General features: G+C 38.3%; 13 protein-coding genes. 10 read left to right on the forward strand and 3 right to left on the reverse strand.

Going from position 1 to position 14,862, the window contains the following annotated elements:
- Nucleotides 1–43 precede the first annotated feature (43 nt).
- Complete coding sequence (locus BXY82_RS07310; protein ID WP_133757554.1) at nt 44–688, forward strand: sugar-binding protein; 645 nt, start codon at nt 44–46, stop codon at nt 686–688.
- On the opposite strand, the gene BXY82_RS07315 is transcribed toward BXY82_RS07310, so the two are convergent.
- Nucleotides 685–1,722: a LacI family DNA-binding transcriptional regulator gene (locus BXY82_RS07315; protein WP_243835737.1), complete on the reverse strand. Its 1,038-nt coding sequence runs from the start codon at nt 1,720–1,722 to the stop codon at nt 685–687. The two genes, BXY82_RS07310 and BXY82_RS07315, sit on opposite strands and share 4 nt — an antisense overlap.
- A gap of 195 nt (nt 1,723–1,917) precedes the next feature.
- Between BXY82_RS07315 and BXY82_RS07320 the strand changes: the two genes are divergently transcribed.
- The 7 genes from BXY82_RS07320 (at nt 1,918) to BXY82_RS07350 (ending at nt 9,205) form a co-directional block, all read left to right on the forward strand.
- A complete protein-coding gene (locus tag BXY82_RS07320) occupies nt 1,918–2,829 on the forward strand; it encodes a nucleotidyltransferase family protein (RefSeq protein WP_133757555.1) in 912 nt (303 codons plus the stop codon).
- Between the two features lies 1 nt (nt 2,830).
- Nucleotides 2,831–3,895, forward strand: coding sequence for a phosphotransferase enzyme family protein (locus BXY82_RS07325; protein WP_133757556.1), 1,065 nt, complete (start codon nt 2,831–2,833; stop codon nt 3,893–3,895).
- Between the two features lie 69 nt (nt 3,896–3,964).
- The gene (locus BXY82_RS07330; protein WP_133757557.1) at nt 3,965–5,275 is read left to right on the forward strand and encodes a sugar MFS transporter; all 1,311 of its coding nucleotides are present in this window, start codon (nt 3,965–3,967) and stop codon (nt 5,273–5,275) included.
- Nucleotides 5,276–5,297: 22 nt separating this feature from the next.
- Complete coding sequence (locus tag BXY82_RS07335) at nt 5,298–6,296, forward strand: Gfo/Idh/MocA family protein (protein ID WP_133757558.1); 999 nt, start codon at nt 5,298–5,300, stop codon at nt 6,294–6,296.
- Between the two features lie 10 nt (nt 6,297–6,306).
- A complete protein-coding gene (nagB, locus tag BXY82_RS07340; protein ID WP_133757559.1) occupies nt 6,307–8,235 on the forward strand; it encodes a glucosamine-6-phosphate deaminase in 1,929 nt (642 codons plus the stop codon).
- Nucleotides 8,236–8,254: 19 nt separating this feature from the next.
- Nucleotides 8,255–8,815 (forward strand): LacI family DNA-binding transcriptional regulator, encoded by a 561-nt coding sequence (locus tag BXY82_RS07345; RefSeq protein ID WP_133757560.1) that lies wholly within the window; start codon nt 8,255–8,257, stop codon nt 8,813–8,815.
- Between the two features lie 48 nt (nt 8,816–8,863).
- Complete coding sequence (locus BXY82_RS07350) at nt 8,864–9,205, forward strand: hypothetical protein (protein ID WP_133757561.1); 342 nt, start codon at nt 8,864–8,866, stop codon at nt 9,203–9,205.
- A 117-nt stretch (nt 9,206–9,322) separates the two neighbouring features.
- Here BXY82_RS07350 and BXY82_RS07355 read toward each other — a convergent pair whose 3' ends face one another.
- Together BXY82_RS07355 and BXY82_RS07360 are read right to left on the reverse strand one after the other, a co-directional pair.
- Nucleotides 9,323–10,654 (reverse strand): D-serine ammonia-lyase, encoded by a 1,332-nt coding sequence (locus BXY82_RS07355; RefSeq protein WP_133757562.1) that lies wholly within the window; start codon nt 10,652–10,654, stop codon nt 9,323–9,325.
- 118 nt (nt 10,655–10,772) lie between these two features.
- Nucleotides 10,773–12,341: a serine hydrolase gene (locus BXY82_RS07360; protein WP_133757563.1), complete on the reverse strand. Its 1,569-nt coding sequence runs from the start codon at nt 12,339–12,341 to the stop codon at nt 10,773–10,775.
- 172 nt (nt 12,342–12,513) lie between these two features.
- On the opposite strand from BXY82_RS07360, the gene BXY82_RS07365 reads away from it, so the two are divergent.
- Together BXY82_RS07365 and BXY82_RS07370 are read left to right on the forward strand one after the other, a co-directional pair.
- A complete protein-coding gene (locus BXY82_RS07365; protein WP_133757564.1) occupies nt 12,514–13,392 on the forward strand; it encodes an AraC family transcriptional regulator in 879 nt (292 codons plus the stop codon).
- A gap of 148 nt (nt 13,393–13,540) precedes the next feature.
- On the forward strand, nt 13,541–14,860 hold the full coding sequence (locus BXY82_RS07370) for an L-fuconate dehydratase (RefSeq protein ID WP_133757565.1): 1,320 nt from the start codon (nt 13,541–13,543) through the stop codon (nt 14,858–14,860).
- Nucleotides 14,861–14,862 lie beyond the last annotated feature (2 nt).

Genomic DNA, 14,862 nt, shown 5'->3' on the forward strand with positions numbered 1-14,862 from the left:
TCATAGTATTGACGGCATCATTGAGATTTTTCAAAAATTAAGTATGAAAACATATAAGGTCCATAAAGTAAATGTCAACACCATGAGCATAAATGGTAGAGGGGATCATCCATTATGGAATCGAGCACATATGATAAATGACTTTTCTTCGCCATGGCATTTTGAATCTGTAGGGGATATCGAATTTCGAGCGATTCATGATGGGGAGACCTTGTTTTTATTCTATAAAGTACACGATAGTCAATTGCATATTGACAGCACTGATAATTCCAAGAAAAGCGTCGACAATTCAGATAGGGTAGAACTGTTTTTAAGATCTGATGAGCATCTAAACCCTTATTATTGTTTGGAAATTGACCCATTGGCAAGAGTTCAGGATTTTATGGCAAGACCACAACGGCAATTTGATTTTTCATGGAATTGGCCAAAGGACGATATCGCTATAAAATCTTTTATTACCGAAACCTATTTTTGTGTGGAAGTAGCCCTTAGCATGAATTCTTTAAAGCAATTAGAACTAATTCAGAGTGATGGTAGCATCCAAGCTGGAATATATCGCGCAAAGTACAATCAACAGCAAAATGGTCAGTTTGAACCCACGTGGATTACCTGGGTAGATCCACAAACTGATACTCCAGAATTTCATACCGCTTCTTCCTTTGGTACATTTCTCTTAGAAGATTTTTAAGGTCGTAAAAAGGGTGTTACATTTTCTGAGTTGATAATATCTATAGGCAATAGAAATTTTTCAGGTATAGGTTTATCAAACACCAAATATTCTATAAGGTATTTTAACCCTAGGTAAGCTTGTTGCCGCGGATTTTGATGGATCAGAAAATCGATGGTGCCCGTGTTGAGATAGTTTACATTATCACATAATAAATCATAACCCACCAACTTAATATGCGTTTTATGTTCAGACTCTAAAAGCCGAGCCACGTGAAACGCTTTGGAGTTTGTTACAAACATTCCCTCTAAATTAGGATGATCATTGATAAAGTCGCGAAGTTTATCTTCAGTTTCAATGTATTTTACCTTACAGGTTAATATGGTATTTTCAAAGTTATCTAGATTCTCAAAATAATTTCTAAAGCCCTTTTCCTTCTCTTGCATATGCACCGCATTTTTATATTTTTCGTCAATATGCACAATTGCCATATCGCCTTTATCGCTTATACTATGCAACAACTTAGCGGCTATTCTTCCACTTTGATATAGATCTTGACCAATAAAACTTGCTGAAGAGGAGGTAATCTGGTTGTTAAATGTGCCTACTGGTATATTTAGAGACTGATAATGTTTTAAAACACGAGTAGCTTCTTTATAAAACAATGGTACCATAAGAATAACGTCAGGCTCGGACTTTAACAGTTGTTCATTGCGTGTTAAAAAATCAGCGGTACTTGTGGGGTCGTATAAAAAGGTATTAATACGCACATCAAAGGCGCTAAACTCAGCTAAGGCACTATTGATACCATCCGTACATACGGCCCAATAGGCATCAATCTCAGGATCAGGTATTAAAATGCCAATATTAAATATTTTGTTGTTCTTTAAATTGCGCGCAATCAGATTAGGTTGGTAATTAATTTCCGTCAGTAACGCTCTTACCTTGTCTTCTACGTCTTTCGCCACATTGCCTCTATTGTGGATGACCCTGTCCACAGTTCCTTTAGAAACCCCTGCCAACTGTGCAATATCTTTAATGGTGTATTTTTTCATGATTGACATTTGTTTTGCATTCAATAGATGTTTATATTCGCATTACTGTGTTCGAGCACAATTTATGAAAATTCCTTGGTTATTTCAAATTCATATCTTAGGTTTGTGTTCAATACAACATTTTATTTGTAAGAAAGTCAGTGTTTTAGGGTTGATGCTCAATTGATTAATTCCAAAACTAAAAAAAATAAAAACATGGTAAGAACAAACAAACCTACATTGGTCATTTTGGCTGCTGGAATGGGGAGTAGGTATGGCGGTTTAAAACAGATAGATTCGTTTACACCCGAGGGTGATACGATCATTGATTTTTCAATATATGATGCCCTACAGGCCGGGTTTGGCAAGTTTGTTTTTATCATAAGAAAGAGTTTTGAAAACGAATTTAGAAGTCTCATCGATCATAAATTAAAAGGAAAAGCAGAGGTGGCTTATGTCTATCAAGAGTTTGACAGCGTTCCTAAAAAATATATTGATCCCAATAGGACCAAACCATGGGGTACAGGTCATGCCTTGTTAATGGCAAAAGATGTGGTGCATGAAAATTTTGCAATTATCAATGCTGATGATTTTTATGGCCGTGAAGCCTTTGAGGTCATGGCTAAGTCCCTATCTGAGAAAAGTGAGGAATCGTATGATTTTAACATGATGGCATACCTCCTTAAAAACACAGTATCAGATCATGGACATGTAGCTCGTGGCGAATGTGATGTTGATGCCAATGGCTATTTAAAAGATGTGACTGAACGTACCCATATAGAAAAAATAGATGGTAAGTTGATGCGAAAGGATGCCAATGGTAAGTGGCTTCCAATTGATGGAGATACCATTGTATCAATGAATTTTTGGGGGTTTACCCCAAAATGTTTTGAATTTGGAGGACAGCTGTTTGACGCGTTTTTGAAAGTTAATAAAAACAATCCGAAAGCTGAGTTTTTTATTCCTTACGTCGTCAATGAAATATTAAGATCAGACAAGGCCAGTGTAGAAGTTCTTAAATCTGATGCACAATGGTTTGGGGTGACTTATAAAGAAGATAAGGAAATAGTGGAGGCTGCTATAGGGAAGCTGAAGGCAAAAGGGGTGTATCCAAAAAAATTATGGTAGGATGATGACAGAAAGATTAAAATTTGTTTTTGCACAATTTGAGCATGAGGCTGAATTTGATTCCTACAAAGAATTGGCATCAGGCCATATCAATGATACCTATTTGATAAAGACTAAGCATAAACCCTATTATGTGTTGCAACGCATCAATCATGGGGTGTTTAAAGATGTGCCGGGGCTTATTGAAAATAAAATGATGATCAGTAATCACATTAAAGAAAAGCTTAGTCATTTGTCGCCAAAAAAACAAAATCGACGCATTCTGAGATTTTATACCACCAAAACGGGTGACTCCTATTATAGGGGCGATGAAGGAAATTATTGGAACCTCATGCATTTTATTGATAAAAGTGTGACTCATGAGTCTGTATCCAATACTGACATTGCTTACGAAGGCGGCCGATTATTAGGGCAATTTTTGACTTTGACAAGTGATTTTGAAGCGTCTAAATTAACTGAGGTGATACCAAAATTCCACGATATGTCTTTTAGATATTGGGAGTTTGAAGAGGCCAAACGATTGGCTACAAAGGAACGTTTGGAAACGGCCAAATCTTATATAACGCTAGTAGAAAATGCTAAAGAGGAAATGCATATTCTTCAAAATTTAAAGGAATCTGGAGATATTAAAGTGCGCGTTACCCATAATGACACCAAAATCTCTAACGTTTTATTTAATAAGCATGATAAAGGATTGTGTTTGATTGATACCGATACCGTGATGCCAGGAATTGTACATTACGATTTTGGAGATGCCATCCGTACCATTTGTAATACAGCCGCGGAGGATGAAAGGAATTTGGATTTGGTGGAGTTTAATATGGAATATTACAATGCCTTTACTAAGGGGTTTCTCAAGAAAATGAAGTCGGCATTATCGCCTACAGAACTGAAATACTTACCCTTGGGCGCGAAGACCATGATATTCATTATAGGGTTACGGTTTTTAACTGATTATCTCAATAACGATATTTATTTTAAAACAAAATACCCTGAGCATAATCTTGATCGTGCAAAGAATCAATTTAAATTATTACAAAGTTTGAGTGAAAAATTAGGTGTTTAAAGCAACGTAAACACTTTGAGCATTATAAAAACCGAGATTAACTATGCAACTAACCAAAACCCTGTAAATATGAGTACTACAACTAAAAACAATCTTGTCCCTATTCTTATCATTGGAGGACTCTTCGCAATTTTCGGTTTTGTAACATGGATTAATGGTGCTTTAATTCCTTTTATGAAGACCATTAATGAGCTTACTGAAGCACAGTCATACTTGGTAGCCACAGCATCTTATATTTCTTTCGTGGTCATGGCCTTGCCTGCGTCTTACATCATCAATAAAGTAGGTTATAAAAACGGTATTTCTTTAGGATTGGCCGTCATGGCTGTAGGCGCTCTGGTCTTTATACCAGCTGCTGATGCCCGCACCTATTGGTTGTTTTTAGTAGCGATTTTTATTCAAGGTATCGGGATGACCATCTGTCAAACTGCAGCAAATCCGTACATCACCATTTTGGGACCCATTGAAAGTGGTGCTAAACGTATGGCAATGATGGGCATCGCCAATAAAGTGGCAGGCGCTTTAGGTTCGGTTATTTTTGGAGCACTATTGTTATCAGGAATTGATGAGGTAAATAAAAAACTGGGCAGTGTCTCAGCTGATGAAAAATCGGTGTTGTTAGACGCGATGGCGGATAGTGTACACACACCATATATTGTAATGGCCGTTGTGCTATTCATTTTTGCCTTCTTAATAAGAAAAGCCAACTTGCCAAATGTGGAAGCCACGGTAGAAGACGAGGTGACCACTGGAGGTGCTACTTCAAAAAGTATATTTCAATACCCACAATTGTGGTTGGGGGTGATTGCCTTATTTGTATATGTTGGAGCGGAAGTTATAGCAGGAGATACCATTATTGCCTACGGAATATCCCTAGGAATCAAAGCTGCCGAAGCTAAATTTTTTACAACCTATACGCTAATGGCCATGGTAGCAACCTACGCGTTAGGAGTGTTCTTAATCCCAAAATACCTCTCTCAAAAAACAGCGCTTATCGGAAGTGCCGTTTTAGGAATTATATTCAGTTTCTTGATTCTGTCTACTTCAGGATTTACCTCTGTACTTTTTGTGGCAGCCTTAGGAATCTCAAACGCTTTGGTTTGGCCAGCAATTTGGCCATTAACCTTAGATGGATTGGGCAAGCATACTAAAACAGCATCGGCCTTATTGATTATGGCCATATCGGGTGGGGCAATTATTCCACCATTATACGGACGTATGGTTGATGCCAATAAACACGATTTGATTGCTAGTGGACTTCAGGAAGCTGATGCCTTGTCAACCGCTTCAACTAGTAGCTATTGGATTTTGATACCGTGTTACATCATCATTCTGTTTTTTGCACTGTGGGGTCATAAAATTAAAAGCTGGAGTAAATAATTTGTAAGGTTGAATGATAGCGATGAAGGAGAATAGAACATATAAATGGGGCATGATTGGATGTGGCAGTGTGACGGAGGTTAAAAGTGCGCCTGCATACCAACACACTGAAGGCTTCGAGCTTTTTGCAGTGATGGGTCGTGACCTTTCTAAAGCCAAAGATTATGCTCACAGGCATCAAGTTCCTAATTTTTATGATGATGCGGATACCCTCATAAATCATCCAGAAATTGATGCCGTTTATATTGCCACGCCTCCAGATTCTCATGAATTCTATGCGTTGAAAGTTGCTGCAGCTGGCAAGGTTTGCTGTATTGAAAAACCTATGGCAACTAGTTATGAGGCCTGTAAAAGAATTAATGCTGCATTTAAAAATGCTGGCTTACCATTATTTGTATCCTACTATAGACGGTCTTTGCCAAGATTTCTTCAAATAAAGCAATGGATTGATGAAGGCAAAATAGGTAGTATCCGTCACATTCATTGGCAATTTTGCAAACCCGCCAATGAACTCGATATGTCCAGAACCTACAATTGGCGTACAGATATCAATATTGCTCCTGGTGGGTATTTTGATGATTTAGCCTCCCACGGACTGGATTTGTTCGTGTATCTATTAGGGTCTATAAACAGTGCGGAAGGTTTAGCTGAAAATAAGTTGGGTCTGTATTCTGCAAAAGATACCATCAAAGGCAAGTGGCAGCATGATTCCGGAGTTACGGGATTTGGTAGTTGGAATTTTGGAGCGGAGTCACGTGAGGATATTGTGAAACTTTATGGAAATAAGGGAAATATTACCTTTTCAGTGTTTGGTGAAAGTCCTATCGTTTTAGAATGCGATGATGAAACCACGCAATTGTCTATTCCAAATCCAGAACATATCCAAACACATCATGTTGAGAATATAAAATCGCATTTAAGAGAAGGCGCATTACACCCCTCAACTGGAGAGACCGCAGCCCATACCAATTGGGTTATGGAATCTATTCTAAAAAACAAAATTGAAGTCATAAATAATTAATTATATAGCCATGTTAAAAAGTACCATCGATAAAGCAACTGGTTTCGAGAAACGATTTGAAAATATTAATACCAAAGTTTTTGAAGACTCTCAAACAGCATCTAAAGCCATCGCTAAGGAAATTGCAAAACTTATAAAAGTAAAACAATCACAAAAACAACCATGTGTATTGGGCTTGGCAACAGGCTCATCTCCAAAAGGTTTGTATGCGGAACTGGTAAGGCTTCATAAGGAAGAAGGCTTGAGCTTTAAAAATGTGGTCACGTTTAATTTGGATGAATATTATCCAATGGAACCAGACTCCGTAAATAGCTATGTGCGTTTTATGAAAACCTTGCTGTTTGATCAAGTAGACATCCTAAAGGAAAATTGTCATATTCCTGATGGTACATTATCTAAGGCAGATATTGCGGACTATTGTAGCCGTTATGAAGCGAAGATAGAAGCTTTGGGTGGTATTGATTTGCAGATTTTAGGTATTGGTGGAAATGGTCATATTGGATTTAATGAATCGGGGTCTTTACAAAACTCTAAAACACGATTGGTAGCTTTAGATCATATTACGCGAGTAGCGGCAAGTAAAGATTTTGCAGGCTTAGTCAATACACCAAAAACGGCTATTACATTAGGTGTAAAGAAAATTATGGAAGCTAAACGCGTTATCCTTATGGCTTGGGGTGAAGCTAAATCTGCTATCATTAGAGCTTCTGTTGAAGGTCAGATCACTAATCAAGTGCCAGCATCGTTCTTGCAAGAGCACAATAATGCAACCTTTGTATTGGACAAGGGTGCGGCTTCAAAGTTAACTCGAATCAATACGCCATGGTTAGTTGAAAAAGTTGTTTGGACTGATAAACTTATAAGAAAAGCGGTAACCGGATTAGCTCTGCATCTAAACAAACCCATCCTTATGCTCACGGAAGCAGACTATATTGAAAATGGGATGAGCGATTTGTTGGCCGATTACGGAAATGGCTATGACATTAATATCAAAATATTTAATGATCTCCAACATACCATTACAGGCTGGCCTGGTGGAAAACCTAATGCCGACGATACTAAACGTCCTGAACGTGCCGAACCTGCTAAAAAACGTGTTATTATATTCAGTCCGCATCCAGATGATGATATCATTAGTATGGGTGGGACTTTTAAAAGACTTCACGAACAAGGGCATGACGTACATGTGGCATATCAGACCTCAGGTAATATAGCTGTAGCTGATGAAGAAGCGTTGCGCTTTGCAAATTTTGTTATTGATTACAATGAGAAATTTGGAATCAACAGTGATGCAACCCAGAAAATCTACACTAAAATGGTGAAGGCACTTAAAGAGAAAAAGCCAAGTGAAATTGATATCCCAGAAACGCGATACATCAAAGGCTTAATCAGAAAAGGAGAAGCAAGAGCGACAAGTCATTTTGTAGGCTTATCTGATAAACAAATACATTTTATGGAAATGCCTTTTTATGAAACTGGGACTATTGATAAAAAGCCTTTAGGAGAAGAAGATATTCAACTCACAGTAGATTTAATTGAAAGTATTAAACCCCATCAAATTTATGCGGCTGGAGATTTAGCTGATCCACACGGTACTCACAAAGTGTGTTTAGATGCAGTATTTGAGGCGGTGAGAAGATTAAAGGATAAACCGTTTATGAAAGATTGTCGTGTGTGGCTCTATAGAGGAGCATGGCAAGAGTGGGGTGTTGATGAAATTGAAATGGCAGTACCAATGAGCCCTGAGCAGGTACTGGAAAAACGCCATGGCATATTTAAGCACCAATCGCAAAAAGATGGTGTAGTGTTCCAAGGCTCTGATTCAAGAGAGTTTTGGCAACGTGCGGAAGATAGAAATAAAGAAACTGCTGACACATATGATCGCTTAGGCTTATCACATTATGCAGCTATGGAGGCCTTTGTAAGATGGCATTTTTAACCTTAAATGAAATTGAATTATGATGGAAGTAACAATGAAAACCTTGTCGAAAATGAGTGGATATTCTGTTTCTACGGTATCCAAGGCGTTACGCGACAAAAAGGACATTAGTCCAAAAACCAGAAGGATTATTAAAGAATTGGCAGAGAGTTGTGATTTTGTTCCAAACAATTCGGCTATCGCACTCAGGTCTCAAAAAAGCAATACCATTGCAGTAATTGTACCGCAGATTGATTCTAAAATTTATGGAAGTATGTTAAATAGCATACAGCATATTGCTTTTGAACGAGGCTATCGCGTGGTGGTGCAACAGTATTGTAATGGTGAAAATGGTGCATTTGAAAGTCTGAAAAGCTTAAGAAATGGTGGTATTGATGGCATCATCCTTATTGGGACTTCTAATGAATTGGATGCCATTAAAAAAGACGCTGCAGATCATTTTTTGCCAACAGTGGTGAATAAAATTGAAGATACTGGATTACATACAGACGATTATAAATATTTTGGAAAGAAAAACATTCAATCGTTATTGTCTAAAATTGACTCGTATAGCGCCGGAATTAAATTACACATGGTATAAGTTGAATTGAGAAGTAGTGTTTAGGTTGTATAAAATGACACTGCGCTAATGAAAGAGGGAATTAAGATGAAGCACGATCAAAATTTATGTGACCAACTCAGTCACCATGTGGTTTTTCAAATGACGTTTTCGTGTTCAAAAACCTACGATCAATTTGTTAACTGGCTGTGCGACGAATTTTATTTCTTTCAGCAAGACCATGATCCTGCATTGACAATATACTTTCCAAATGGAAAATTATGGGAAAAGCGGGTAGTTGAAAACGACAGTACGCTACTTTCGAAATTAACTATTGAAAGCAAGTGTAAAATTTTCGGATCAAAGATTGAAAAAAAACTCTCAGCATTTTTGAATCATATTGAGAGATATCATAAGCTCAGCCAAATTTAGAGTGCATTTTGTTAATCCGCAAAGTGGAAAACCTTGTAAACATCTTGTTTATGGGGTTTTTGTTTTTTTGGCATTTAGCACTTCAAATAGGTTGTAATTATAGAGGATATCTTTAAATTATACTGATTTCAATAGTCGGCTCCCTTTTTCATAAAAAGCCTCCCGTTGATATTCTGGCACCAATAAACCTCCTGTGGCCCAAACAATATGAGTGGCATTTTTCATATTGAGGTGATATGTTTTTGCGTATTCTGAAGCTTGAATCCGTTGTGGTCCGATGAATCCTGCAGTGGCCGAAGGTTCTAAAAAGATATTCTCGGCATCTTTTAATTGTACTAATAGTTTAAATAGCTCATCATCTTCAACGGTCAAAATACCACTTATCAAATGCTTGCTGATTTTTGTAGCGAAATTAGACGGTCGTCCCACCGCTAATCCATCTGCTTCTGTATGATTGTCCAAGCCAATATCTTGTACGCTTATGTTGCTCATTTCACCAGTAACCAAGCCGGTTAAAACACCAGGGCTATGGGTGGGTTCTATAAAGAAACAATGCACATCATCTCCATAGAGTTGTTTTAATCCAAAAGCGATGCCACCTGGAGAGCCACCTACGCCGCAAGGGGAGTAGACAAACAACGGATGATCCGCATCCACGGTAATATTTTGGGCTTTTAATTGCTGGGCCATCCTAAGGGCACCACTCGTGTAGCCAATAAATAAATCTTCTGAATCTTCATCATCAACAAAATGGGCGTTCGGGTCCGTCAATGTTTGTTGGCGTCCAGCTAAAATGGCTTCACTAAAATCGCCTTCAAATTCAACAACAATAACACCTTTTTCGCGCAACAACTCTTTTTTCCATTGTTTGGCATCGGCTGAAACGTAAACAGTAATTTTAAAACCTAGGGTTGCACTCATGATGCCAATTCCGAGTCCGAGGTTGCCAGTGGAAGCCACTCCAATGTTATGCCTACTAAAAAACATGCGGAACTCAGGAGATAGCAACTTACTGTAATCATCGTCCTTTTTCAAAAGTCCAGCGTCGACCGCTAATTTTTCTGCATATTTGATGATTTCAAAAAAACCACCACGGGCTTTAATTGAGCCTGCAATTGGGAGTTCGTTATCACATTTTAAGAACAATCGCCCTTCAAAGTTTCCATGACTGCTTTCCAAAACAGATTTCATATTCGGAATTTCTTTGAGAGGCGATTCTAAAATGCCGTGGCTTTCAATAGTCTCTGGAAAGGCTTTTACAAAAAACGGTGCAAAACGAACCCATAACCGTTCCGCTTCTTCCATGTCTTTAAGACTTAGGGAGAATTTAGGGGCGCTTATAAAAGGTTGTAACTCGGGATTTAACCAAGTCACAACCTGTGCATCTATAATAACCTGAAGGATGGGAGCTCTTTTAATAAAAGCAGCTATTTCTTTTTTGGAATACATGGGATCAATTATTTAAATTATTATACTTTTTATATGGCATTTTTATCCTCCGATGAGCATACTTAAGATTGATTTTTGCCGCATGAATTCCAAATTCAATAGTTTTAACTAATTAGGATTATTCCGCTCTATGAAATTCCAAATCCTGGAAATCATAACTGAAATCCGTCAGTGGCGAAATCGGACTCATCATAAAACCAACCGCTTTCCCTTGAGTGTCTAAATTAAAATTCACAAAAGCATCCGCTTTTAATGCAGCGTCATTCCAACGCACTACATAAGTTGTTCCTTTGTAAAAGGTCATCGTTCCAGTTAAATCTGACGATTTTTCAGATTTAAAATGAAGTTTGCCGTTTTGGTTCGTTATGGCAACATTGCCAAACCAATTATCCTTATACGTCCCAACATAATCTGAAAGATTCGGTTTTGGAGCTTTACTTTTAAGTTGTGCGGCAATGTCTTTTTCTAATTCAGAAACAATGCGTTCCTCATCTTTTTCGCCCGCCAATCGACGTTCATTGTATTGTTTGATGCGGTCTTGGTTTTTGATACCGAAATAACCATCCTTAATAGAATTGGTGATCGCGTTAAATGCCGCACCGCTTTGTTGGTTGGTCAGAACGATTATTCCTAAATCCAATTCAGGAATAATGGTGACTTGGCTTACGATTCCTAACAGTCCTCCCGTGTGGGTCACTTGAAAATAGCCATTCACATCGCTCAAAAACCATCCTAAACCATAGGCCGAAAAATGAGTGTTATAAGGACCTTTGCCACTTCTAATCAAGGTTTGTGGCGTCCACATTTCTCTATGAGCTTTGGTGCTAAAAAGACTGTCAGTCAATTTTTCGCCATATTTCCCATCATTCAATTGTGCTTGTACCCACGTGCTCATGTCGTTGATGGAGGCATAAATACCGGCTGCAGGCGTAGAGATTTGCGTAAACGTATCAGTTGTCAATTCTAAAGTGCCATTAACGGGCGCATGACCGTCAATTCTATTAGGATCCGCTTTTATTTCAGGAATCGACAATAAGGAACGTTCCATTTTTAACGGTTTGAAGAAGTGATCGGAGATATAATCATCAAAGGATTGTCCTGAAATTCTTGAAACAATTTCACCAGCTACTATATATAATAAGTTGTCATAATCAAACTGACTGCGGAAGGAGGATACCGGCTTTAAATAGCGAAGATTGTGAATCATCTCGTCTTTAGTAGTCGTATTTGAAGCCGGAAACACCATCAAATCGCCCGCACCAAGACCTAAGCCGCTACGGTGGGTTACAAGATCGCGCACTGTGAATTCGCGAGTTACGTAGGCATCATAAAGTTGAAACTCAGGAATAACGTCTATTACTTTGGTATCCCAAGTGAGTTCTCCACGATCAATGAGTTGTGCCAAGGCTGAGGTTGTAAACGCTTTGGTATTGGATGCCACTCCAAAAAGCGTGTGTTCATTTACTGGGGCCTTTGTTTTTACCGAACGTACGCCATAGGTGTTTTTATGATAAATTTTACCATCTTTTAAGACTGCGACAGCTATTCCGGGAACGTCAAACGTTTGCATTGTTTTTTGAACTACACTGTCAATTTGTGTCCCGCTTAATGCTTGGGCATTTATAGATACATTTATTGAAACGAATAGTGCTCCAAAAAGAAGCGATTTTAAAGTTGTTGAGGTCATGAAAAGTGTTTTAAAATGGAACTTGAAAGATATTAATTTTTTTACTTCTTCTATTGAAATTTGAGAGCCTTCATCGTTGATAAATAATATGAATTGTGCTATAAAACTTTCAATCAATACTTTTTTTGCACTTTAACATCCAATTTGAGGTAAATGTGTTATTTTCATTGCGATGAAATTACATTTAATTGATCGAAGTACTACTACGGCTACCATTTCCGTACGGAAGAATAGTTATGCTAATTTTTTAAAAATTTGGCATTACCATCCTGAACTCGAATTGGTCACCGTTCTTAAAAGTAAAGGCACCCGATTTATCGGCGATAGCATTAAGAAATTTCAACCTAAAGATGTGGTGCTGATTGGGAAGAATCTACCGCACATGTGGTTGAATGATCCCAAATATTTTCAAGACGACAAATCGTTAATTGCCGAAGCTATTTCTATTCATTTTAAGGAGGATTTTTTAGGGGAAAGGTTTCTGCAATTAACAGAAATGAAACCGATTGTGGAGTTATTTAAAAAAGCCGAGCAGGGCATTCTATTTAAAAATCTTCCCAAAGCCCTGCGGCAAGCCATCATCAACTTAAATGATGAAACTGATTTTAATAAAACCCATCAATTTATTGGCACTCTACATCAGTTGGCATTGCATGAGGATATGAAACTCTTGGCAAGTGCTGGCTATGTGGCCTCATTAAAACTTGAAGAACCAAAACTGTCCAACAAAGTCATCGCTTATATCTTTAAGAATTTTAATACCGATATGGATCTGGCGACTGTGGCGGAACTCGTCAACATGAATCCTTCAGCGTTCAGTCGATCCTTTAAACGCGTTCATCGTAAAACATTTTCAAAATATGTGAATGAAATCAGGATTGGATACGCGTGTAAACTTCTGATGGAGAACGAGCTCAATGTGGCTGCTATCGCTTACGAGTCAGGGTTTAATAATCTGTCGAATTTCAATCGCCAATTTAAAATCATAAAAAATATGTCGCCCTCCGCATATTTAAAAAAGCATAGTAATTTCACTGCTAATACTATTTAAATATACTAAGTGCAAAAAAAGTATTAGTTAGGGTTGAATAATGAGTTGAATTGATGCAATTCATACTATAGATTTGTAAGGTTATGAAATGAGTGGTCGTTATCGATGCGCCATATTCATTCCCCTCTTAAACATTATTTATTAAAAGATGAAGCAAACAATAACCATTACCGAAGTCTTAACAAAAGATGTGCGTTTCCCAACAAGTGATGAACTGGACGGTTCAGATGCTATGAACACGGATCCGGATTATTCCGCGGCCTATGTCATTTTAAAAACGGACCATCCTGAATTTGAAGGTCACGGACTGACCTTTACCATTGGTCGTGGCAACGAATTATGTGTGGCCGCAATTGAGTCGCTTTCACATTTAATTATTGGTAAAACCTTGGAGTCGTTCACTCAAAATATGGGCGATTTCTGGAAGATGATTACGGGCGACAGTCAATTGCGTTGGTTGGGTCCAGAAAAAGGCGTCATCCATTTGGCGACAGGTGCCGTGGTTAATGCGGTGTGGGATTTATACGCTAAAGTTGAAGGGAAGCCCCTTTGGAAATTGATTGCCGACATGTCACCGGAGGAGTTCGTCAAATGTGTGGACTTTACATATATCACTGATGCGATCACCCCTGAGGAAGCTTTGGAATTGCTTAAAAACAATGCGGCTACCAAGCAAGAACGCATTGATATATTAATTAAAAACGGCTACCCTGCCTATACAACGTCTGCAGGTTGGTTGGGCTATAGCGATGATAAAATGCGCAGATTATGCCAAGAAGCCAAAGCGGAGGGTTTTAAACACATGAAAATTAAAGTCGGTTCTGATTTGCAGGATGATATGCGCCGTGCACAGATTATTCGTGAGGAAATTGGAGACGATTTGCAATTGATGATGGATGCCAACCAAAAATGGGATGTAGATGAGGCGATAGAAAATATGGCATCGCTCAAAAAATTTAATCCGTATTGGATTGAGGAGCCTACAAGTCCGGACGATATTTTAGGTCACGCCAAAATTGCCAGAGCTGTAGCACCAATAAAAGTGGCGACGGGAGAACATTGCCAAAACCGCGTCATGTTTAAACAATTGATTATGGCCGATGCTTTGCAAATCTGTCAAATTGATAGCTGTCGTGTTGGTGGCGTCAATGAAATTCTAGCCATTTTATTAATGGCGGCAAAATATAAAGTCCCTGTGTGTCCTCATGCAGGCGGTGTCGGGTTGTGCGAGTATGTGCAGCACTTATCCATGATCGATTATATTTGTGTGAGTGGCACTATGGAAGACCGAATTATTGAATATGTAGACCATTTACACGAACATTTCTTCGATCCTGTGGTCATTAAAAATGGCGCTTATATGCCACCGCAACAACCAGGGTACAGTATCACCATGAAACCAGAATCATTAGAAACCTATAGTTTTCCTAACGGAGACGTTTGGGCTAAAAAATTACAAAACGCATAATT

This window comes from Gelidibacter sediminis (assembly GCF_004364975.1).
Classification (GTDB): domain Bacteria; phylum Bacteroidota; class Bacteroidia; order Flavobacteriales; family Flavobacteriaceae; genus Gelidibacter; species Gelidibacter sediminis.

What these genes read in the sequence shown, in the direction of transcription:
- BXY82_RS07310 (WP_133757554.1), top strand. Translation starts at nt 44, where the DNA reads ATGAAAACATATAAGGTCCATAAAGTAAATGTCAACACCATGAGCATA.
- BXY82_RS07315 (WP_243835737.1), bottom strand. Translation starts at nt 1,722, where the DNA reads ATGAAAAAATACACCATTAAAGATATTGCACAGTTGGCAGGGGTTTCT.
- BXY82_RS07320 (WP_133757555.1), top strand. Translation starts at nt 1,918, where the DNA reads ATGGTAAGAACAAACAAACCTACATTGGTCATTTTGGCTGCTGGAATG.
- BXY82_RS07325 (WP_133757556.1), top strand. Translation starts at nt 2,831, where the DNA reads ATGATGACAGAAAGATTAAAATTTGTTTTTGCACAATTTGAGCATGAG.
- BXY82_RS07330 (WP_133757557.1), top strand. Translation starts at nt 3,965, where the DNA reads ATGAGTACTACAACTAAAAACAATCTTGTCCCTATTCTTATCATTGGA.
- BXY82_RS07335 (WP_133757558.1), top strand. Translation starts at nt 5,298, where the DNA reads ATGAAGGAGAATAGAACATATAAATGGGGCATGATTGGATGTGGCAGT.
- nagB (WP_133757559.1), top strand. Translation starts at nt 6,307, where the DNA reads ATGTTAAAAAGTACCATCGATAAAGCAACTGGTTTCGAGAAACGATTT.
- BXY82_RS07345 (WP_133757560.1), top strand. Translation starts at nt 8,255, where the DNA reads ATGATGGAAGTAACAATGAAAACCTTGTCGAAAATGAGTGGATATTCT.
- BXY82_RS07350 (WP_133757561.1), top strand. Translation starts at nt 8,864, where the DNA reads ATGAAAGAGGGAATTAAGATGAAGCACGATCAAAATTTATGTGACCAA.
- BXY82_RS07355 (WP_133757562.1), bottom strand. Translation starts at nt 10,654, where the DNA reads ATGTATTCCAAAAAAGAAATAGCTGCTTTTATTAAAAGAGCTCCCATC.
- BXY82_RS07360 (WP_133757563.1), bottom strand. Translation starts at nt 12,341, where the DNA reads ATGACCTCAACAACTTTAAAATCGCTTCTTTTTGGAGCACTATTCGTT.
- BXY82_RS07365 (WP_133757564.1), top strand. Translation starts at nt 12,514, where the DNA reads ATGAAATTACATTTAATTGATCGAAGTACTACTACGGCTACCATTTCC.
- BXY82_RS07370 (WP_133757565.1), top strand. Translation starts at nt 13,541, where the DNA reads ATGAAGCAAACAATAACCATTACCGAAGTCTTAACAAAAGATGTGCGT.